General features: G+C 61.5%; 19 protein-coding genes. 3 read left to right on the top strand and 16 right to left on the bottom strand.

From position 1 onward, the window contains the following. Position 1: 1 nt before the first annotated feature. Genes PSH69_RS26395 through PSH69_RS26410 form a run of 4 tightly spaced genes read right to left on the bottom strand, consistent with a single transcriptional unit; the run spans position 2 to position 7,748 of the window. Positions 2–4,567 (bottom strand): alpha-2-macroglobulin, encoded by a 4,566-nt coding sequence (locus PSH69_RS26395; RefSeq protein ID WP_305410262.1) that lies wholly within the window; start codon positions 4,565–4,567, stop codon positions 2–4. After that, positions 4,564–5,229, bottom strand: coding sequence for a DUF1175 domain-containing protein (locus PSH69_RS26400; protein ID WP_370695222.1), 666 nt, complete (start codon positions 5,227–5,229; stop codon positions 4,564–4,566). The genes PSH69_RS26395 and PSH69_RS26400 overlap by 4 nt, the downstream gene beginning before the upstream one ends. Next, a complete protein-coding gene (locus PSH69_RS26405; RefSeq protein WP_305410263.1) occupies positions 5,199–6,908 on the bottom strand; it encodes a DUF2138 domain-containing protein in 1,710 nt (569 codons plus the stop codon). Before PSH69_RS26405 ends, PSH69_RS26400 begins: the two co-directional genes overlap by 31 nt. 48 nt (positions 6,909–6,956) lie before the next feature. Then, positions 6,957–7,748 carry a YfaP family protein gene (locus PSH69_RS26410; RefSeq protein ID WP_018925700.1) on the bottom strand — a complete coding sequence of 264 codons (792 nt, stop codon included), beginning with the start codon at positions 7,746–7,748 and terminating at the stop codon, positions 6,957–6,959. A gap of 507 nt (positions 7,749–8,255) precedes the next feature. Here PSH69_RS26410 and PSH69_RS26415 point away from each other — a divergent pair. From PSH69_RS26415 to dxs, 3 genes are all read left to right on the top strand, one after another. After that, positions 8,256–8,498 (top strand): exodeoxyribonuclease VII small subunit, encoded by a 243-nt coding sequence (locus PSH69_RS26415; RefSeq protein ID WP_007894317.1) that lies wholly within the window; start codon positions 8,256–8,258, stop codon positions 8,496–8,498. After that, the gene (gene ispA / locus PSH69_RS26420; protein ID WP_305410264.1) at positions 8,495–9,382 is read left to right on the top strand and encodes a (2E,6E)-farnesyl diphosphate synthase; all 888 of its coding nucleotides are present in this window, start codon (positions 8,495–8,497) and stop codon (positions 9,380–9,382) included. The genes PSH69_RS26415 and ispA overlap by 4 nt, the downstream gene beginning before the upstream one ends. Positions 9,383–9,473: 91 nt before the next feature. Further along, positions 9,474–11,372: a 1-deoxy-D-xylulose-5-phosphate synthase gene (dxs, locus tag PSH69_RS26425; protein ID WP_018925697.1), complete on the top strand. Its 1,899-nt coding sequence runs from the start codon at positions 9,474–9,476 to the stop codon at positions 11,370–11,372. A 158-nt stretch (positions 11,373–11,530) separates the two neighbouring features. Here the strand turns inward: dxs and PSH69_RS26430 are convergent, their stop codons facing one another. The 12 genes from PSH69_RS26430 to nrdR all read right to left on the bottom strand — a co-directional run bounded on the left by PSH69_RS26430 (position 11,531) and on the right by nrdR (position 20,239). Continuing rightward, entirely contained in the window at positions 11,531–12,331 is an 801-nt protein-coding gene (locus PSH69_RS26430) for a cobalamin-binding protein (protein WP_305410265.1), read from the bottom strand. Next, positions 12,331–12,750, bottom strand: coding sequence for an MFS transporter (locus PSH69_RS26435; protein WP_305410266.1), 420 nt, complete (start codon positions 12,748–12,750; stop codon positions 12,331–12,333). Before PSH69_RS26435 ends, PSH69_RS26430 begins: the two co-directional genes overlap by 1 nt. Further along, the gene (gene ribA / locus PSH69_RS26440; protein ID WP_305410267.1) at positions 12,747–13,364 is read right to left on the bottom strand and encodes a GTP cyclohydrolase II; all 618 of its coding nucleotides are present in this window, start codon (positions 13,362–13,364) and stop codon (positions 12,747–12,749) included. The genes PSH69_RS26435 and ribA overlap by 4 nt, the downstream gene beginning before the upstream one ends. 140 nt (positions 13,365–13,504) lie before the next feature. Beyond that, entirely contained in the window at positions 13,505–14,239 is a 735-nt protein-coding gene (locus PSH69_RS26445) for an ABC transporter substrate-binding protein (RefSeq protein WP_305410268.1), read from the bottom strand. 22 nt (positions 14,240–14,261) lie between these two features. Next, on the bottom strand, positions 14,262–14,765 hold the full coding sequence (locus PSH69_RS26450) for a phosphatidylglycerophosphatase A (RefSeq protein ID WP_018925692.1): 504 nt from the start codon (positions 14,763–14,765) through the stop codon (positions 14,262–14,264). Then, positions 14,762–15,727, bottom strand: a complete 966-nt coding sequence (gene thiL / locus PSH69_RS26455) for a thiamine-phosphate kinase (RefSeq protein ID WP_305410269.1) — start codon at positions 15,725–15,727, stop codon at positions 14,762–14,764. The genes PSH69_RS26450 and thiL overlap by 4 nt, the downstream gene beginning before the upstream one ends. A 23-nt stretch (positions 15,728–15,750) precedes the next feature. Then, a complete protein-coding gene (nusB, locus tag PSH69_RS26460; protein WP_007933632.1) occupies positions 15,751–16,251 on the bottom strand; it encodes a transcription antitermination factor NusB in 501 nt (166 codons plus the stop codon). Continuing rightward, on the bottom strand, positions 16,248–16,724 hold the full coding sequence (ribE, locus tag PSH69_RS26465; protein WP_003228649.1) for a 6,7-dimethyl-8-ribityllumazine synthase: 477 nt from the start codon (positions 16,722–16,724) through the stop codon (positions 16,248–16,250). The genes nusB and ribE overlap by 4 nt, the downstream gene beginning before the upstream one ends. 91 nt (positions 16,725–16,815) lie before the next feature. After that, positions 16,816–17,907 (bottom strand): bifunctional 3,4-dihydroxy-2-butanone-4-phosphate synthase/GTP cyclohydrolase II, encoded by a 1,092-nt coding sequence (gene ribBA, locus PSH69_RS26470; protein WP_018925690.1) that lies wholly within the window; start codon positions 17,905–17,907, stop codon positions 16,816–16,818. A 16-nt stretch (positions 17,908–17,923) separates the two neighbouring features. After that, complete coding sequence (locus tag PSH69_RS26475) at positions 17,924–18,601, bottom strand: riboflavin synthase (protein ID WP_064620656.1); 678 nt, start codon at positions 18,599–18,601, stop codon at positions 17,924–17,926. 43 nt (positions 18,602–18,644) lie between these two features. Next, on the bottom strand, positions 18,645–19,778 hold the full coding sequence (gene ribD, locus PSH69_RS26480) for a bifunctional diaminohydroxyphosphoribosylaminopyrimidine deaminase/5-amino-6-(5-phosphoribosylamino)uracil reductase RibD (protein WP_018925688.1): 1,134 nt from the start codon (positions 19,776–19,778) through the stop codon (positions 18,645–18,647). Beyond that, complete coding sequence (gene nrdR / locus PSH69_RS26485; protein ID WP_007906838.1) at positions 19,775–20,239, bottom strand: transcriptional regulator NrdR; 465 nt, start codon at positions 20,237–20,239, stop codon at positions 19,775–19,777. The genes ribD and nrdR overlap by 4 nt, the downstream gene beginning before the upstream one ends. Positions 20,240–20,255 lie beyond the last annotated feature (16 nt).

Genomic DNA, 20,255 nt, shown 5'->3' on the forward strand with positions numbered 1-20,255 from the left:
GTCAGTTGACCGTGACCTGACCGAGCGCCGGTTTCTGTTCCTGAGCCTGATGCTGTGGCGCGTAGACCTGCGTGAAACGCACCGGCGGCAGGTTGAACTGGCCTTTTTGCGAGAAGCGCACCAGATGACGCAGGCGCAACTCGCCGCTCAGGGCATCCACTGGCACTGCATACGCCATTTGCCCCGGCTCGAAACGGGCCTTCTCCAACGCAGTCGGCTCGGTGCCGGCCTTGCCCATCAGCTTGATGCCCCACGTGGTGCGCTCGACGTCCGCGCCCGGTGGCAGCGGCACTTCGAGCATGCCGTAGCGCAGCGGTTTCGCCGCTTTGCTGGTGATGATCACTTCGTCCAGGTACAGGCTGTCGCTGGACAACGGCTTGGTGCCGACCGCTTCGAGTTTGAATTCGAACGCCTCATCACCCGGCACCAGACGCGACAGGCGACGGGTGATGGTCACCGCCATCGGATCGATTGCCGGTTGTTTGGTCTGGAAGCTCAACATGGCGCGTAGCGGGCGCTCTTGCGTCCCGGTCAGCGACAATGCCGCCGGCACTGGCGAAGAGCCCTGCCACGTCCAATACATCTCACCGGTATCACTGTAACGTTTCTTCCAGCCCTCACCCGGTGCCAATGCGATGGTCGGAGAGGCCTGCTCGATGCTGCGTTGCAACCAGGTCAGCGCCAACGCGCGTTCCAGGGTCGATTGCTGTGGCAACAGGCGTTGCAACAACGCTTGCGCATGAGCCTGATCGAAAGCTTGCAGTGACAGGTTCAGGGCTTCGACAAACGGTTGAGCGCTGGCGGCCACTTGCTGTTGCGCAGCATCCACTTGACGACTGAACGCCGGCGGCAGATTGACCTTGGCCTGACGCGCCAAAGACGCGGTCAACACCCGAGCACTGGCCAGCCCCAAGGCCGAATCCGGATCGTTCATGACCAGGCTTTCTGCGCCATCGTCCATGACGCTCGCGGTATTGCCTTCGCCGGCTTTCACCAGGTCGTCGATCAAACCGCTGAGCAGCGTGTTCACCGGCAATTGCATCTGCTTGGCAAACGACAGAATCAACGCCCGCTGCAACAGCGGCGTGTTCTGCGCCTGTTTCGCGTACACCTCCAGCACCCGCTGCCAGTGCTCCGGCGGCAGGCTCAGTTCCAGCACTTTGCTGGCGTGCCAGTCGGCGTAATAGGCGTAAGCGGTGAGGAACGCATCCGGCTCGCCGTCAAAGCCCCACCAGGTGAAGCTCGCCGATGGCCCGGCCATTTGCACCAGCCGCAGGCGGCTGTTCTGCATGATCAAACGCAAGCGATCACGGATCTGTGGATTCGACGACAGCGTTGGGTAGGCGATGCTCAGCGGCAGCAGGCGGCTGGCGGTTTGTTCGACACCGCCGTACGGATAGCTCAGCAGATCATCGAGTGCCGAACGGAACACTGCTTGCGGGCTGTCATCCAGACGCAGGCGAATATCCGTGGCGTCCGTCGGCAAGGTCAACGGCGTGTCGCCGCTGACCGCGTCCAGGCTTTGGCTCTGGGTCACCTGCCAGCCTTCGCCAGTCGCGGTCAGGCGAACGGCCAAGGCGTCAGCGGTTTTACCGTCCTGCACCAGCTCGGCGGTCCAATCGCCATTGGCCAATGTGAATGCCGGCAATGGGACGTAGTTGACGCCGTTGTTCAGTGTGACCGGCACACGTTGCTCGGCACCCGCGTAATGAATCACCAGCTCAGCCTTGACCGGTTTCTCGGCCTGACTGAAAGCGAATACGCCAAGATCCGGTTTGTCGCCGTTGCGGAATTTGGTCGGGCCGCTCCACTTCAGGTACAGCGGTTTTTCCGAGCGCACGAATTGCTTCTTCTGCCCGACCTGACCGTCATCGGCAATGGCACGGGCGGTGATGCGCCAGCGGGTCAAGGAGTCCGGCATCTTGAAGGTGAAGCGGGTCTTGCCGTTGGCGTCGGTGATCAATTCCGGCTGCCACGCGGCGGTGTCGACGTCTTCACGACGCGGCCGCTCCAGCACTTTCACCCCACGCTCGCTGCGGTTGGCTTTGCCCGGCGCGCCCGGGCTGCCCGGCAGTGCCACGTCGTAGCTGATGAACGACAAACTGGCGCTGGTGCGCACGTTGTTGCGGCGCGGGTGGTAGAAGAACTGGTCGATGGTCGGCGCCACTTCCGGCTGCAGCGCGTAGATCATTTCGTCGACCACACTGACCGTCAGGTGCGCCGGAATCGGCTTGCCGGCGAACTGGGTGGTGAGGTCCACGGACACGGTATCGCCGGGCTGATACGCCTCTTTGTCGGTAGTGATCGCCACATCGATCTGTGGCGCGACCACCTTGATACCGGCGTTCTGGAAGCTGTACTGACCGCCCTTGGTATAGAGCACGGAGAACGTCAGGTTCGGCGCGAAGTTGTCCTTCACCGCGATGCGCGCGCGGTATTGGGTGTCGCTGAGTTTTTCCATCTTCAGCCAGTCAGCGCCCTTGGACAGCAACGCCGTGGCCTCGACCTTGTCGCGCTCGAGCGACAACAACGCATCGCTGACCGGCTCGGGGAAAGTGATCAACGCGAGGGCTTCGTCGCCGGCCTTGTACTCGGGTTTGTCGAGGACGATTTCCACGGTGCCGGGCACGGCTTTGACGCCATCACCCGTGACCGAATGACCGGTCGCGCCAAGCACGCGGCCATGATCATCCTTCAACGTCAGGTTGTAAGTACCCGGACGGTCGAAGGCCAGGGTGAAGCCTTTATCTTTGGCGGCGAGTTTACCTTCGCCAGTGGTCTGATCTTCGAGTCGCACCCAGCTGTAGCTGCTCGGGTTGACTGCTTTGCTTTGCTCGCTGCCACCTTCGTTGGCATAGCTGAAGGCAACCTTGCCGCCCACCGCGCTGAACCGTTGCGGCGCGCTCAGGCGGAAACTGGCGGCGCCCCGGTCGATGAGGATTTCCTTGGTAGTCTTGACCCGATACGCTGCACCATCGCTGGCGAACACGGTGAGCATGTAGCGGCTCGGTTTCTCGGCGGCGGGCAGGTCAAGCGTCGCGTTGCCCTTGGCGTCGGTGGTCAGTTCGGCGCTGGTCAGCTCCACCGGGAATTGCCCCAGGTATTGCAGTTCGTTATCGACCATCGACAACTGCTGGGCGCGCAGGCTCAGGCTCACCTTGGCGTCGGCCACTGGTTTACCGTCCGGGTACAACAACACCAGACTGCCCTTGACCGGTTCGCCGGTGCGGTAATCCTGCTTCGCCAGGTTCAGAGAAATCTCGAAGTGCGGCTTGATGTACTCAGCCACGCGGAAGGCACTGCTGTAGGCCTGATCCTTGTAGCTGAAACGCAGCTCATAACCACCTGCCACCGCATTGTCCGGCAACTGGAAACGGCCCTGAGTACCGGCCTTGGAATCGAGCTTCAACGCCAACGATTGCAGCGCAGTACCGGTGGCATCGAGCACCGTCACATTGACATCGGCAGCAGTCGGTGCCACGGAATCCCGGGCATTCTTGAACTCGCGGCCGACGATTTTCAACGACACCCAATCCCCCGGCCGGTACAGCGGCCGATCGGTAAACGCATAGAGTTTGGTGTCGTAGATTTCGCTGTCGTAGTAGAAGTTCTCGGAGACGAACACCCCGCCCTCTTCGTCCTCGCCGATCACGAACGAACGCTCGGGGCTGACGTGTTTCAGGCGCAGCAAGCCATCGGCATCGGTCGCGCCACTGCTCATCACACCCAGGCCATCGGTCCACAGCACATTCACTTTTGGCACCGAACTGCCTTCATGTTTGCGCGCGGCCCATACCAGCAATTCATCACCGGCAATCTTGCTCACGGCCACGGTATTGGAGACGAACACCATGGTGGTCGCGCGGTACTTGCCGATCAGCGCTTCCACCAGGTACAGGCCCGGTTTCAGGTTGCCCAGCGGGATATAAACGTTGCCCGGCGAGACGCTGACGAACTCGCTGGAAGAACCGACCAGCTTCACGCCTTCGGGCGGCTGGATCGGTTTGGCTTGCCACAGCGGATAACGGAATTGGCTGACCACCGGCAGGCCCGGAATCAACGCGAATTGCGGCTGGGCGTCGTAGGGTGTTGGCGCGGCGATGGCGGTGCCCATCTTCAGTTCCGGCACTTCCTCGGTGACTTGTTTACGCGACTCGTAGGAAAACGCCCGCTGCATCACCCGACGGGATTTGCGGTACCAGTTGTCCCACAGGTACGCGAGGGTGTTCGACAGGCCTTCACCCTTGAACTGGCCGTCGCTGACCACACGGTGCAGGTTCTTCTGACGCTTGAGGAAATCCAGCGGCTTGTCGATGCGATACACCCGAATGTCCGCACCGCCGTAAGGCTCCATGCGGAACCGGCGATAGTCACGACCCGGCGCTTCGAGGCGTACCACCGCCTGTTCATCGCTGGCGAAACTACTGTCGGCCAACAGGAAAAAGCTTTCACCGGCCACCGGCGCATAGCCGCTCGGCTCGACGGTGTCTTCGGCGTTGACCGCCGAAAAAGGCAGCACTAATACCAACAGCAGAGGCAGAAAACGCAACATGCGGGCACCGATCATTGGGAGAGAAAGTTCAGTCGATAGACGCCGATGAAGTTGGGGTTGGCTGCGTCGGGTATCCATCGGGTGTCCTTCCATGTCATGAGTTGTTGCAGGCTTGCGGAGCGCATGCCGTTGTCAGTGGGGGTGGTGGTGCCGGTGTGATAGGCAATGAAGCGGCCCATCCAGATCATCAGGTGCTGGTCATCGCCCTGATCGAAAAACATCAAATCGCCGGGCCGAGCCTGGGCCAGATCGCGGCCGACCAGATGGCTGTTGAACTGAATCAGTTTGATCGCGTTGACGTAGGGCCCGACCTTGCCGCCGCCCTGCTGCCATTGCTGGGCGAGGCCGCGTTGGGCGTCACTCAGTTGCAGCTCCGGCGGCAGGTAGCGGTTGGACAGGCCATTGCTGCGCAGCCATTTGTCGTCGTGGACTTTCAGCGCTTCATTGGCGGCAAACCGCACCAGCCCGGCGCAGTCCTGCTGGTACCAGCGCGGGCTCGGGCCTTGGGTCAATTGTTCCTGGGCGATGCGCACGAACCAGGCGCGGAATACCTGGGATTGCTGCGGGTCGAGCGCGGCGGCTTCGCTGGCGAATGTGCGGGTCCCCAGCAGCAACGCCAGCAAGCCGAGGCCTCGGATGAGTGCGGTCACAGAGCTTTCCACTCCAGTGGCAGCCATTGCCAGTGGCCGTCGGGCTCGCTGCCTTTGGGCAAGGTCAGGGCGTATTTGCCGTAGCCGCCGAGGGTGCGCAGTTTCGGGATCAGGTAGGTTTGCGCGGCGTTGTAGAACACCGGCTCCATGTCCTGCGGCAGGCTGTCGAGGGTTTCCTGCTGCATCAGTTGCGCCATGGAATCGGGGCCGAAATAGATCGGCATCAGCAGGTCTTTGGGCAGCACGTCAGCCAGCGGCGGGAAACGTTTGTCGAGGGTGCCCAGCGCTTTGTCGACGAGTTTGTCATCGAGGGAGAACAGCAGCGTCGAACCGTGGCGCGCCAGGCTGACGCGCATGAAGGCTTTGCCGGTGATCGCGTCTGGCTGCTCGGCATCCTTGGCCTTATAAGGACCGAAGTTGGAACTGACCTGACGCTGCCACTGATGGGTTTTACCGTCCTGTTTCTCGACCACCGGGAATGCGTGTTCGGCAACATTGCCTTCGTAGGCACCGACCATCGAGCCGAACAGGTTGCCCAAGTCACCATCGAGTTTGGCACTGTCATCATCATTCAGGCTGGCCACCAACAGCGGCGTGTACAGCCGCGAATCGGCATACCAGCACAGGCCGGCGGCACCGGCCATGTGTTCAGTCAGGGCCTGAGCCACAGACTCTTCGGCGCCGAGTTTCACCAGCAACGGTTTCTGTTGTTCGGCGGCCAACGGCAAGGCCACGCAAGCGCTGGCGCCCATCGGCATGGCTTGCCAGATCGGTTTGAAGTCGAAGTCCGGCTGGTTGTCCAGTTCGTCCATGGCGAGGAAGCTGTGCCAGCCCTTGTCGTCCATGTCGAAACGCAGGCCGGCGAAGTTCGGGATGAAGCGCTGATAACCCATGGCCAACACGCTGGAGTTGACCGAAAGGCGTTGTTTTACCTCGGGCGCACGGGGCGGCAGGCCGAAGGCCTCGGGGAATAGTTTGTCGCCGTTGAGCAAGGCGGCGATCGCCTTGGTCGAAACGCCGCCGGTTTCCTCCAAAGCCCCGTTATCCGGGTCGTAGAGTTTGGCCGGATTGGACAGCACCACCAATTTGTCGCCATGGGAGGCGAACACCAACGACTTGCTGGCGTTGTAGTTGAGCTGATAGAGGGTGACGGCGTCGGCACCGACTTTCACTTCGCTGAGCTTGCTCAGTTGCGAATCATCCAGCGCCACTTTCGCCAGCGGCTCCAGCACCTTGGCCAGCCCTCCGCGATCCATCACCAACAGGAAATCCTTGAGACGCCCATCCGCCCCACGCCACAGCGCCACATCTGCCGGTTGGTCGAAGAGCTGCTCGATCAGACTGTCCTGCAGCTTCAGGTCATGCTCGTAAATAATCCGCCGCAGACTGCCAATCAAACCGAGACGGTCGGCGTGAGCTTCGTAATAGAAGACGAAATCTTCGGTCAGGGTTTCCTTGAGGAACGGCACGGCCAGCAAATCCTTGGGCAGCTGACTCAAGGAATGGGTTTCGAGCAGACCGTCCGGCCGGCTCATGCCCAGTTTGTCACTGGCCAATTGCGCAGGCGGGGCCTTGGGTTTGTGCAGGAGCCAGCCCAATCCGCCCGCCACGCCGGCCACCAGGCATAGCCCGATCACTAGCGCTGGCCAGCGGCGAGGAGGTTTGGCAGCGGGTGCGTCGGCCGGGGAAACAGTGTTATCACTCATGTTCACGCTCATTTTCACAAGGCTGAATTCAACCGTGGTGCGGGATGTTTAATAGTTGAAAGTCTTGACCAGCAGCAGGTCGCCAATCGCGCGCAAGGGCACGATGAACGTCTCGCGTTTTTCGTCGACGGTGTTTTCGTTGAGCACCAGGTTGATTTGCGAGGTGATCACCTCGTTCTGGTTGCTGTTCTCATCGAAGTTATAGCCGCCGCTGCCGTAGTTGCCCCAATAGTTCACGTAAACCAGATAGGTGCCGTGCATCGGCGCAGTCATGGTGAACATTTCCGGGCCGGGGCCATCGACACCGTCCGGGTCCAGCCCACCGCCGTTGCTCATCGCCGGACTGGCCCAGAACGCGTGCTGGCCGTCGGGGGTAATGATGTGCAGGTCGAGTTCGGCCTTGGGATCGTCCCAGCCCAGCACCACGCGAATCCGTGCCGGGGTGCGCAGGTTGTTGGCTTCATAGAATTGAACGCGCTTGAGCGACTTGCCCTCGGAACTGCGCACTTCGACGCTGTTGGAACCGGCGCCGAACGCATACGGGCGGGCAAAACGCCCTTGGTCGTCGGTATACAGATTCAGGGGATTGCCGTTGACCGCCAGGCTGTGGGGCGGACGGAGCGTGCCGAGGGCCTTGAGCTGGCCTTCGATCATTGTGCGATTGCGCTGCACGCCCCGGTCGATAGGCGGTGTGGGATAGGCGACGCGAGGGTTTTCACTGCGGTCCAGCAAACCGTGATAGCGCCAGCCGCCCACCGGTTCCGATAGCTCGGCCGTGGGCTCGGCCCGCGCAACTTGAGCGCAAACCAGCGTAATCAGCAGTGAAAGAACCCAACGCATGTGACGCCTCCTGCCATGCATAACGAAACCTGGCGCCTGATCCTCGGCGCGTTACAGATCAAAAAAACTGCGTTTCGTCAGAAGACCCTGAATATAGGGTCGTTGAAGGCGCGAAGATTAGCCATTCGGCAGTTTTTTAACAATCGGATACATCTATATTTGCGGTGAGAATCACGGTGTTTGTTGGGCGTGAGCCGAATAGCGATCTTATTCGGCTCATAAAGTGAGCCGAATAATCCACACAACCTATATAGACGACATACATCTGTGGCGAGGGAGCTTGCTCCGCTGGGTAGCGAAGCGGCCCCAAAACCATACATCGCGTTTATTCAGGCCTACCGCGTCCAGAGGTTCGCGACTGCTGCGCAGCCGAACGGGAGCAAGCTCCCTCGCCACAAGGTGTGTTGTCACCCCGGAACTGCTGCTCCAAATGGCCCAGCTCATTTGCCCATACCCCCCATGTCTGCTAGTGTCGCGCCGGTTTAACGTCAACCGGAAATAGCCGCCATGGCCCGCAAAAAAGCTGCACTGGATTTCGAACAATCCCTCGCTGACCTGCAAACGCTGGTAGAGCGTCTGGAGAACGGCGAATTATCGCTGGAAGACTCGCTGACCGCTTTCGAGCAGGGCATCGGGCTGACCCGTGATTGCCAGGCGGCGCTGGCCCAGGCCGAGCAGAAGGTTCAAGTGCTGCTCGAGCGTGATGGCGAGTTGGCCGAGGAACCCTTCGACGCGGATCAGCCAGAATGATTGCAGCGTATTCGGCAGCCAGCCAGGCCCGCGTCAATGCAGCACTGGAAACCCTGTTCAACCCGCCGAGCCCTGAGCTCGCCCGCCTCTATGAAGCCATGCGCTACAGCGTGATGAATGGCGGCAAGCGCGTACGTCCGCTGCTGGCCTACGCCGCGTGTGAAGCGCTGGGCGGCAAGGCCGAGCAAGCCAACGGCGCAGCCTGCGCGGTTGAGCTGATCCATGCCTATTCGCTGGTGCACGACGATTTGCCGGCCATGGACGATGACGACCTGCGTCGCGGCCAGCCGACCACCCATAAGAAATTCGACGAAGCCTGCGCGATTCTCGCCGGCGACGGTTTGCAGAGCCTGGCCTTCAGCGCCCTGCTCGACCCACGCCTGAGCTCGTCGGATGCCGAAACCCGGCTGCAGATGGTCAGCGCCCTGGCGCTGGCGGCAGGCCCGGCGGGCATGGTCGGCGGGCAAGCCATCGATCTTGGCTCGGTGGGTCTGAAGCTCGATCAAAATGCCCTTGAATACATGCATCGGCACAAGACCGGCGCGTTGATCGAAGTCAGCGTCAAACTCGGTGCCCTGGCCAGTGGCCGCGCCGAAAAGGACGAACTGAAGTCGCTGCAAAGTTATGCACAGGCCATCGGCCTGGCATTTCAGGTCCAGGACGACATTCTCGACGTCGAAAGTGACACCGCCACCCTGGGCAAACGCCAGGGCGCCGATATTGCCCGGGACAAGCCGACCTACCCGGCCCTGCTTGGTCTCGACGCGGCCAAGGCCTACGCCCTGGAACTGCGCGACCAGGCCCTGCACGCGCTGCGACCGTTTGACGCGGCAGCCGAGCCCTTGCGCGATCTGGCCCGATACATCGTTGACCGCCGCAACTGACGGCGTATCCGCCAAAAAAGACCAACGCGTGGGCAGGGGGCGATGCATCAGGTAAACTGCCGCATCTTTTATACCTATAACGATTCGCCTGATGCCCACGACGTTTCATGAGATTCCCCGTAAGCGCCCGACCACGCCCCTGCTCGACCGTGCCAACACGCCGGACGGACTGCGCCGGTTAGGCGAAGCCGAGCTGGAAACCCTGGCTGATGAGTTGCGCCTGGAATTGCTCTACACGGTCGGCCAGACCGGTGGGCATTTCGGTGCCGGCCTGGGCGTGATCGAGCTGACCATCGCGTTGCACTACGTTTTCGACACCCCGGACGACCGGCTGGTGTGGGACGTGGGTCATCAGGCCTATCCGCACAAAATCCTCACCGGCCGTCGCGCGCGCATGAGCACCCTGCGCCAGAAGGATGGCATCGCCGCCTTCCCGCGTCGTTCCGAGAGCGAGTACGACACCTTTGGGGTCGGCCACTCCAGCACCTCGATTAGCGCAGCGCTGGGCATGGCGATTGCCGCCCGCCTGCAACACAGTGATCGCAAGGCGATCGCGGTGATCGGCGACGGCGCACTGACCGCTGGCATGGCCTTCGAGGCGCTGAACCACGCGCCGGAAGTGGACGCCAACATGCTGGTGATCCTCAACGACAACGATATGTCGATCTCGCGCAACGTCGGCGGGTTGTCGAACTATCTGGCGAAAATCCTTTCCAGCCGCACTTACGCGAGCATGCGCGAAGGCAGCAAAAAGGTCCTGTCGCGCCTGCCCGGCGCCTGGGAAATCGCCCGTCGCACCGAAGAATACGCCAAAGGCATGCTGGTCCCTGGCACGCTGTTCGAAGAGTTGGGCTGGAACTACATCGGCCCGATCGATGGCCACGACCTGCCAACCCTGATCGCCACCCTGCGCAACATGCGCGATCTGAAAGGCCCGCAATTCCTGCACGTGGTCACCAAGAAAGGCAAAGGTTTCGCCCCGGCGGAAGTCGACCCGATCGGTTACCACGCCATTACCAAACTCGAACCGCTGGACGCGCCGGCCGCCGCGCCGAAAAAAGCCAGCGGGCCGAAATATTCCGGTGTGTTTGGTGAGTGGCTGTGCGACATGGCGGCGGCCGATCCGCGCCTGGTCGGGATCACCCCGGCGATGAAGGAAGGCTCCGATCTGGTGGCCTTCAGTGAACGCTTCCCGACGCGCTATTTCGACGTGGCGATTGCCGAGCAACACGCCGTGACCCTGGCAGCCGGCATGGCCTGTGAAGGCGCCAAACCGGTGGTGGCGATCTATTCGACCTTCCTGCAACGCGGTTACGACCAGCTGATTCATGACGTCGCGGTACAAAACCTCGACGTACTGTTCGCCATCGATCGCGCCGGTCTGGTGGGCGAAGACGGCCCGACGCACGCAGGCAGCTTCGACCTGTCGTTCCTGCGTTGCATTCCCGGCATGCTGGTGATGACCCCGAGCGATGAAAACGAACTGCGCAAAATGCTCAGCACCGGCCACCTGTACAACGGCCCGGCGGCGGTGCGTTACCCGCGTGGCACCGGCCCGAATGCACCGATCGCGAAAGACCTCGAACCGATTGAAATCGGCAAGGGCGTGGTTCGTCGTCAGGGCAGCACAGTCGCCCTGCTGGTGTTCGGCGTGCAACTGGCCGAGGCACTGAAAGTCGCCGAGAAGCTGGATGCGACGGTCGTCGACATGCGTTTCGTCAAACCGCTCGACGAAGCACTGGTTCGCGAAATCGCCGGCAGTCACCAATTGCTGGTGACCGTCGAAGAGAACGCGATCATGGGCGGCGCCGGTGGCGCGGTCAGCGAGTTCCTCGCCCGCGAGAACATCCTCAAGTCAGTGCTGCACCTGGGCTTGCCAGACATCTACGTCGAACACGCCAAGCCTGCGCAAATGCTCGCCGAGTGCGGGCTGGATGAAGCGGGGATCGAAGAGGCGGTGCGTCAGCGCCTGCAATTGCTGAATATCTGATCCTCTGGCTGCATGCAAAACCCTGTGGCGAGGGAGCTTGCTCCCGCTCGGCTGCGCAGCAGCCGCAATCCAAGCCGACATGGCCACGTGGAAAGAACTCGTTGCCAGGTTTTGGGGCTGCTTCGCAGCCCAACGGGAGCAAGCTCCCTCGCCACAGGTTAAAGATCGGGTGCGATCAACTGACAGAGCTTGGCCGTCGCTTCGATCATCTGCCCACTCGGCCGTTCCAGGCCTTTATCCGTCACCAACAGCAATTGCCCCTGCGCCACCGCCGTCACCTGGGGCCAGGCCTTCCACGCCTTGAGCTGCGCCTGATCGCTGGCCAGAATCACCTCGGGGTTGCGCTGCAACACCGCCTCCACACTGACCTGCGGTGCAGGCTGTGGCAGATCGGCAAACACATTGCTTGCCCCGCAAACCTGTAGCGCATCGCTGATGATCTGCCCCCCGCCCACGGTGTACAGCGGCCGATCCCAGACTTGATAAAACACCCGCAGCGGCTCGTCCCTTCGATAGCGCTGGCGCAAGGAGTCGAGTCGCTGACGCAGTTTTTTGGCCAATGCAACGCCCCGCTCCGCTCGCCCGAGTTGCGTGGCTATCGCTTCGATCTGCACAGTGAGTTGTTCGAGGTTATGCGGTTCGGCGACATAGGTGGGAATGTTCAGCCGTTTGAGCTGTTCACGCTGAGCCGGCCCCACACTGCCTGGCCAGAGCAGCAGTAAATCGGGTTTGAGGCTAAGCAACCGTTCGATGTCCAACTGACCGTAGCGGCCCACCGAAGGAATGTCTTTGAGCTCGGCCGGACGCTCACCGGCATCCAGCACACCGACCAGCAGGTCAGCCGAATTCAGTTCAATCACGATTTCGGAAAGCGACGGTGCCAGGCTGACAACCCGCTCGGCCGCAGCTGCCGGACCACCGATGGCCAGCAACAGGACTGCCAGCCAGACGCAGCGCATCAGCCGAGTTGACGCGGGATACGGTAGAGGTAGAACAGCACCGCCGTCGACAACGCCAGCAGCATCAGCGGCACGGCTTCCAGACCAACGAAGACTGCTAGTGCGCCGATCCAGGCGGGCAGGCCGGCGACCAGAAACGCAGTGCGACGTTTCGCGGCCAGGGCGATCCAGGCGGCGGGTTCTTCAGGGGTATCGAGGGCTTTTTGGGTCGCGATCAGCGCATGTTTGTAACCGCCAAAGAACTTCAGGCTGACAAACATCGACGCCACACCGGCAATGAAAAACGGCATGGCCAGCACCGGCAGAATCGCCTCGCTTTGACCGAATACGCCGTTAATAACGAACAACGGCAGCAAGGCCAACGCCAGATATTGCCACCAGCTGACGGACAGTCGCCGCCGTACCTGACCGCGGGTCACGCCCGGTCAGCCTCGCCCTGGTGCTCGTTGCCCATCATGTGGTCGAGCTTGCTGGCCTTGGTCGCCAGGTAGTGTTTGTTATGCGGGTTGTGTCCGGTGTGCAACGGCACGCGCTCGGCCACCACGATGCCCATGTCGGTCAAGGCTTTGACCTTGCGTGGGTTATTGGTCATCAGTCGCAGGGATTTCACGCCCAGATGCTCCAGCATCGGCAGGCACATGGCGTAGTCGCGCTGGTCGGCGGCGAAGCCCAGACGTTCGTTGGCTTCAACGGTGTCGGCACCACCATCCTGCAATTCATAGGCGCGGATCTTGTTCAGCAGGCCAATGCCGCGACCTTCCTGACGCAAGTAGAGCAACACGCCACGGCCTTCACGGGCGATCGCCTGCAACGCCGCCTCGAGTTGCGAACCGCAGTCGCAACGCTGGCTGAACAAGGCATCGCCGGTCAGGCATTCGGAGTGCAACCGGCCGAGTACCGGAGCACCGTCGGCGATATCACCCAGGCTCAGCACCACGTGCTCGCGCCCGTTTTCTTCATCGAGAAAGCCGTGCATGGTGAATTGCGCAAAAGGCGTTGGCAGCTTGGAAGCGGCGACAAAAACGACAGGCACCGGTGTGCTCCTGATCTATAAGTACTGAAGATTCGCAGAGGCGGCATTGTAACAGCACGTTCCTACAGACGCTTAGGCTGAATTATCGGCCATAACGATCAAAAAGTTTGATATCTGCCCCGCGCCCGCATTGAACGCTTTCATTTCGAGCCGAACGGATAGGGCTGCTTCCAGCGTTCGAAGACCGGTTTCAGCTGACCGCTTTTTACCAGCAATTCCATACGCTGGTCGAACAGCACCATCAACTGCCGTGCCCGAGGGGTATCGGCGAAGCACAGGTACAGCGGTAAATCCGCGATGTGCGTGCGGCGGAACTGCGACGGATCCTTGGCTCGACTGACGATAGAGTTAACCTCGTCCAGCGCGTCAATGTAGTAGTCGGCGTGGTTGTGGATCAGCATCGGCAGAATCCCGGTACGCCGCGCGACTTCGTTATAGCGCTGCACATTGGGCAGGTAAGCCTGGTACTTGTAGCCGCGTACCCAGGCCAATCGATAATTGCCCAGGTTTTCCGCGGTCGGCGCCGGATTGCTGGCCAGGCCCAGTGCATAGATCGGATCGGTATCGAAACTCCAGCGCGGATAGAGCACGTCACTGACTTCATCCCGATAGGCACCGACACACGCGTCCACTTCGCCACGCTGCGCCAGGCCCGTGGCGCGTGTATAAGGTTCGATTCGAATATCCAGTTTGACGCCCGCAGGCTCGAACACTTCGCGCAACACGTCCCAGCCCAAACCACGGCCATCGGCGGCGGTAAAGTCTTCCCACGCTTCGCTGGCCAGGTGAATCACGGACGGCGTCGTCGGTGCTTCGTCCGCACGGGCAAGTGCGCAAAACGTCGCGAAAACCATCACCATCAACCAGCGGGCCATTTTTCGTCCTCGACTGCAGCCTTCAGGCGAAAAGCCAAACCAGCCCTTGCATCGCCAACCACGCAAACACCCCGGCCAGTACATCGTCAAGCATGATCCCGACGCCACCGTGCACATGCCGGTCGATCCAGCGAATCGGCCAAGGCTTGAGGATGTCGAAGAAGCGGAACATCAGGAACCCCGCCAACAACCAATACCAACCTTGCGGCACCAGCCACAGGGTGATCCACATCCCGACCATTTCGTCCCAGACGATGCCTTCATGGTCGTGCACGCGCAAATCGTCGGCGACCTTGCCGCACAGCCAGAAGCCGAACAGCATGGTGATGCCGAGCATCAGCCAGTAGCCCCAGTCGGGCAGCATCTGCCACAACGGAATAAAGGGTAACGCCACTAACGAACCCCAGGTGCCCGGCGCTTTTGGCAGAGTGCCCGAGCCGAAGCCGAACGCCAGGAAATGCCATGGATTGCGCCAGACCGACGGTGGTACGAACTCCGACGGAACCTGTTTGGGATGATCTGTCACGGTGTCTCCCGAAAATGTTGGTAACCCCGGATTGGCGGGGTGATGTCGTGTCCGTCGGCGTCCAGCAGAATCACGCCCTGCCCTGCAACCACCTGCCCGAGCACATGGATCGGCCAGCCGTCCGCCAGTAACGATGGCAACTCGGCAGGCGGCAAGGTGAAGGCCAGCACGTAATCGTCACCACCACTCAGGGCAGCCTGCTCAGCGCCGGATTGACCGAGGAAAGCCAGCAGCGCCTTCGACAACGGCAGCCTGCTGCGCTCTACCTCAATCCCGACTTTCGACGCCAGGGCAATATGCCCGCAGTCGGCGAGCAGGCCGTCGGAGATGTCCAACGCGGCGGTGGCCTTGCCACGCAAGGCCTGGCCCAACGCCAGCTGCGGTTGCGGCGACCAGTAGTGGGCCAGCAATGGATCGGCGATGGCCGCTTCGGCAGTCCGCTGACCAAGTACCAGCGGCAAGGCGCCCGCGCCGTTACCCAGATCACCGCCCACACAGAGCAAATCACCCGGCCGTGCGCCACTGCGGGTCAGCGCCAGACCGGTCGGCACTCGACCGAACACAGTCATGGTCAGGCTCAACGGCCCGCGAGTGGTATCGCCGCCCACCAGTGCCACACGGCAATTCTGCGCCATGAGGTTCAAACCACGGGCGAACGCTTCCAGCCAATCGGAAGTCCCGATCGGCAAGGTCAAGGCAAGGGTAAAGGCAACGGGGGTGGCGCCCATGGCGGCCAGGTCGCTGACGGCCACGGCCAGCGAGCGCTGGCCGAGCAGAAACGGATCGCAGGGGTCGGCGAAATGCACACCGGCCACCAGCGTATCGGTAGAAATCGCCAACTGCTCCCCGGGAGGAATAGCCAGCAAGGCGCAGTCGTCGCCAATCCCGAGGGCAACGCCTTCACCGCCCTGCGCGCAAGGCGCGGCGGCGAAGAAGTTGCGGATCAGCTCAAACTCACCCATGGCAATGGCAGTTCAAGCGCCAATCAGCGCTTGAACGCCTTCACTTCGGCTTCACGCAGACGCGGGGCCAGCTTGTCGAGCACACCGTTGACGAACTTGTGGCCGTCGGTGGAGCCGAAGACCTTGGCCAGTTCGATACCTTCGTTGATCACCACGCGGTATGGCACGTCGACACGCTTGAGCAGTTCCCATGTGGACAGGCGCAGAACGGCCAGTTCAACCGGGTCCAGCTCTTCGATGGTCAAGTCCAGGCAAGGCTTGAGCGCGGTGTCGATCTCGGTCTTGAACTGCGGAACCCCGTGCAGGATTTCGCGGAAGTACGCGCCATCGACATCGGTAAAATCGTTATCGACCCGGAACTGCGCTTCGATCTCGTTCAGCGACTGCTTGGCCATATGCCATTGGTACAGCGCTTGGGTCGCGAGCTGACGGGCTTCGCGACGCTTGGCGCTTTTCGATGGCTTGCCGGCATCCGCAGGCTTTGGATCGCGCGGGTTGAAACGATCGCTATCGTCGCTAATCACTTGGCCTCCAACTGCGCCAGCAGGCTGACCATTTCCAGAGCGGACAGGGCAGCTTCAGCACCTTTGTTACCGGCCTTGGTGCCGGAACGTTCGATGGCTTGTTCGATGGAATCAACGGTCAGTACGCCGAAAGCGACCGGTACGCCGAATTCCATGGACACCTGGGCCAGGCCCTTGGTGCATTCGCCAGCCACGTATTCGAAGTGCGGAGTACCGCCACGAATGACCGCGCCCAGGGCGATGATTGCCGCGAACTCGCCCTTCTGAGCGACTTTCTGCGCAACCAGCGGGATTTCGAAGGCGCCAGGCGCACGGATGATGGTGATGTCGCTTTCGCTCACGCCATGGCGAACCAGGGCATCAACTGCACCGCTGACCAGGCTTTCAACCACGAAGCTGTTGAAACGGCCCACTACCAGAGCGTAGCGGCCTTTAGGGGCGATGAAGGTACCTTCGATGGTCTTCAGGGTCATTCGTTAGATCTCTTAAAGAGCCGGGACGCGTTTTCTACGCATCCCTCAGTGATGTGTTAGCCGCGAATCAAAGACTGGAAACAACCGGTCATTATTCGGAGGGCACGTATTCTACAACTTCCAGATCGAAACCGGATATCGCATTAAATTTCATCGGCGCAGACATCAGGCGCATTTTACGCACGCCCAGGTCCCGAAGGATCTGCGAACCGGCACCAACGATGCTGTAGGTGGTCGGTTTTTTCACTGCGCTGTGGTCGGCGGTCTCGCGGATGTGCGCCAGCAACACGTCGCCATCGAGCGGGTGACCGAGCAACAGCACCACACCGCTGCCAGCCTCGGCAACCGCGGCCATGGCGGCGCGCAGGCTCCAGCGGCCCGGTTGCTTGACCATCAGCAGGTCACGCAGCGGGTCCATGTTGTGCACCCGAACCAGGGTCGGTTCTTCGGCGCACACGTTGCCCAGGGTCAGGGCCATGTGCACGTCGCCTTCCACCGAATCACGATAGGTCACCAGGTTGAACTGGCCCAGTTCGCTGTCCAGCGGCTGCTCGGCAATCCGCTGAACGGTACGTTCGTGGATCATCCGGTAGTGGATCAGGTCGGCAATGGTGCCGATCTTGATGTTGTGCTCGGCGGCAAACGCTTCGAGTTCGGCGCGACGGGACATGGTGCCGTCGTCGTTCATCACTTCGCAGATCACACCGCTCGGCTCGAAACCGGCCATGCGTGCCAGGTCGCAAGCCGCTTCGGTATGGCCGGCGCGGGCCAGGGTGCCGCCGGCCTGAGCCATCAGCGGGAAGATGTGGCCGGGGCTGACGATGTCTTCAGCCTTGGCGTCTTTGGCGGCAGCGGCTTGTACGGTACGCGCACGGTCGGCCGCGGAGATACCGGTGGTCACGCCTTCGGCGGCTTCGATGGACACGGTAAACTTGGTGCCGAAGCCGGAACCGTTGCGTGGCGCCATCAACGGCAGCTTGAGCAGTTCGCAGCGCTCGCGGCTCATCGGCATGCAGATCAGGCCACGGGCGTGCTTGGCCATGAAGTTGATGTGCTCAGCCTTGCAGCACTCGGCGGCCATGATCAGGTCGCCTTCGTTCTCGCGGTCTTCGTCATCCATGAGGATGACCATCTTGCCTTGGCGGATGTCTTCAACCAGTTCTTCGATGCTATTGAGCGCCACAAGGCACCCCCTTGAGTCAGGATTTGAGGTAGCCGTTTTGGGCCAGAAAGCTTTCAGTAATAGTGCCGCCAGACTTTTGTGAAGAGCCCGGTTCAGCAGCTTTGTCGCCCAGCAACAGGCGTTCCAGATAACGTGCCAGCAAGTCCACTTCCAGGTTCACCCGGCGACCTGGCTTGTAAGAAGCCATGATGGTTTCGCTCAGGGTGTGCGGAATGATCGTCAGCAGGAATTCGGCACCATCGACCGCGTTCACCGTCAGGCTGGTGCCGTCGACGGTGATCGAACCTTTATGGGCGATGTACTTGGCCAGTTCTTTCGGCGCACGGATGCGAAACTCCACGGCGCGGGCATTATCGGTGCGCGAGACCACTTCGCCGACACCATCGACATGACCGCTGACCAAGTGCCCACCGAGGCGGGTGGTCGGGGTCAGGGCTTTTTCCAGATTCACTGGGCTGCCGCTCTTGAGGTCATTCATGGCGGTGCAGTCGAGGGTTTCGCGACTGACGTCCGCCGCAAAGCCATTGCCCGGCAGTTCAACCGCCGTGAGGCACACGCCGTTGACGGCAATGCTATCGCCCAGTTTGACGTCGCTCAGGTCGAGCTTGCCGGTTTCTACGTAAACCCGCACATCTCCGCCTTTTGGGGTCAATGCACGAATACTGCCGATGGATTCGATGATGCCGGTAAACATGAGTCCTCCTCGAGAACAGGGCCTTCTGGGCTGCAGCCGGGAATTATACGCTGACCGTTGGGACAGGTATGGCAATGACTCGCCAGTCATCGCCAACCGCGCGGATTTCGGTAATTTTGAGCTCGGGCGCATCTTTCATCTGCGCCAGCGGCCAGTCCAGCAACGGTCGCGCCGTGGAGCCGAGAAACTTGCCGGCAATGAAAATCTGGAACTCGTCCACCAACCCTTGCTGAGCAAACGCCCCGGCCAGACGCGGACCGGCTTCGACCAGCACCTCGTTGACGTCACGGGCAGCCAGTTCAACCAGCAACTTGCGCAGGTCGACCTGGCCATCGTCGCCCGCCACGATCAGGCATTCCGGACCGTTGGCGTATTGCTCTTCGATCGCCATGCACGTCGCAACCAACGCCGGGCCAGCCTTGAAAAACGGCGCGTCCAGCGGCACCCGCAGGCGACCGTCGATCAGCACGCGCAGTGGCGGACGGCTCATGGCCAAGGCAGTTTGTTCGGGATCGAGGCCCAATTCATCGGCACGCACGGTCAAGCGGGCATTGTCCGCCAGCACCGTGTCGGCGCCGGTCAACACCACGCTGGCCTGCGCGCGCAGCCGCTGTACCGCCGAGCGCGCCGCCGGGCCGGTAATCCATTGGCTCTCGCCGCTTTCCATCGCTGTGCGACCGTCGAGGCTCATGGCCAACTTGACCCGCACGAACGGCAAGCCGTGTTCCATGCGCTTGAGGAAGCCTTCATTGAGCTTGCGCGCCTCACCTTCCAGCACGCCGCTTTCAGTGGCGATTCCCGCCTGGGCCAGACGTTGCAGACCGCGACCGGCAACTTCCGGGTTCGGGTCCTGCATCGCCGCAACGACGCGCGCCACACCAGCATTCACCAGCGCATCGGCGCAGGGCGGCGTACGGCCGTGGTGGCTGCACGGTTCCAGGGTCACGTAAGCCGTGGCGCCTCGCGCCTTGTCACCGGCGGCACGCAAGGCGTGGACTTCGGCATGGGGCTCGCCGGCGCGCACATGCCAGCCTTCGCCGACAATCTGCCCGTCACGCACCACCACGCAGCCAACCCGCGGGTTGGGGTGCGTCGTGTAATGACCTTTGCGCGCCAGTTCCAGGGCACGGGCCATGTAATGGGCGTCGAGGATGGCTTGTTCCGGGGAGGTGGTCATTCTTTCACCGGTTCACGGGCGAGGCGATCGATCTCTTCGCGGAACTCGTTGAGGTCCTGGAAGCGTCGGTACACCGAAGCGAAGCGGATATAGGCGACTTCATCAAGCTTTTTCAGCTCGGCCATCACCAGTTCGCCGACCACGAGGGATTTGACCTCGCGCTCGCCAGTGGCGCGCAGCTTGTGTTTGATGTGCACCAGCGACGATTCCAGGCGCTCGACACTCACCGGGCGCTTCTCCAGCGCTCGCTGCATGCCGGCACGCAGTTTTTCTTCGTCGAACGGCTGGCGACTGCCGTCGGTTTTGATCAGGCGCGGCAACACCAGTTCAGCGGTTTCGAACGTCGTGAAACGTTCGCCGCAGGCCAGGCATTCACGCCGGCGGCGCACCTGTTCGCCCTCGGCGACCAGACGCGAGTCGATGACCTTGGTGTCGTTGGCACCGCAGAAGGGACAGTGCATGGTGGCAGGCAACAAA

Origin of the sequence: Pseudomonas sp. FP1740 (genome assembly GCF_030687165.1) — a bacterium.
Lineage (GTDB): Bacteria > Pseudomonadota > Gammaproteobacteria > Pseudomonadales > Pseudomonadaceae > Aquipseudomonas.

Excerpts from the sequence above, each read along its gene's own strand:
- PSH69_RS26395 (WP_305410262.1), bottom strand. The coding sequence starts at position 4,567 with ATGATCGGTGCCCGCATGTTGCGTTTTCTGCCTCTGCTGTTGGTATTA.
- PSH69_RS26400 (WP_370695222.1), bottom strand. The coding sequence starts at position 5,229 with ATGGCTGCCACTGGAGTGGAAAGCTCTGTGACCGCACTCATCCGAGGC.
- PSH69_RS26405 (WP_305410263.1), bottom strand. The coding sequence starts at position 6,908 with ATGAGTGATAACACTGTTTCCCCGGCCGACGCACCCGCTGCCAAACCT.
- PSH69_RS26410 (WP_018925700.1), bottom strand. The coding sequence starts at position 7,748 with ATGCGTTGGGTTCTTTCACTGCTGATTACGCTGGTTTGCGCTCAAGTT.
- PSH69_RS26415 (WP_007894317.1), top strand. The coding sequence starts at position 8,256 with ATGGCCCGCAAAAAAGCTGCACTGGATTTCGAACAATCCCTCGCTGAC.
- ispA (WP_305410264.1), top strand. The coding sequence starts at position 8,495 with ATGATTGCAGCGTATTCGGCAGCCAGCCAGGCCCGCGTCAATGCAGCA.
- dxs (WP_018925697.1), top strand. The coding sequence starts at position 9,474 with ATGCCCACGACGTTTCATGAGATTCCCCGTAAGCGCCCGACCACGCCC.
- PSH69_RS26430 (WP_305410265.1), bottom strand. The coding sequence starts at position 12,331 with ATGCGCTGCGTCTGGCTGGCAGTCCTGTTGCTGGCCATCGGTGGTCCG.
- PSH69_RS26445 (WP_305410268.1), bottom strand. The coding sequence starts at position 14,239 with ATGGCCCGCTGGTTGATGGTGATGGTTTTCGCGACGTTTTGCGCACTT.
- thiL (WP_305410269.1), bottom strand. The coding sequence starts at position 15,727 with ATGGGTGAGTTTGAGCTGATCCGCAACTTCTTCGCCGCCGCGCCTTGC.
- ribE (WP_003228649.1), bottom strand. The coding sequence starts at position 16,724 with ATGACCCTGAAGACCATCGAAGGTACCTTCATCGCCCCTAAAGGCCGC.
- PSH69_RS26475 (WP_064620656.1), bottom strand. The coding sequence starts at position 18,601 with ATGTTTACCGGCATCATCGAATCCATCGGCAGTATTCGTGCATTGACC.
- ribD (WP_018925688.1), bottom strand. The coding sequence starts at position 19,778 with ATGACCACCTCCCCGGAACAAGCCATCCTCGACGCCCATTACATGGCC.
- nrdR (WP_007906838.1), bottom strand. The coding sequence starts at position 20,239 with ATGCACTGTCCCTTCTGCGGTGCCAACGACACCAAGGTCATCGACTCG.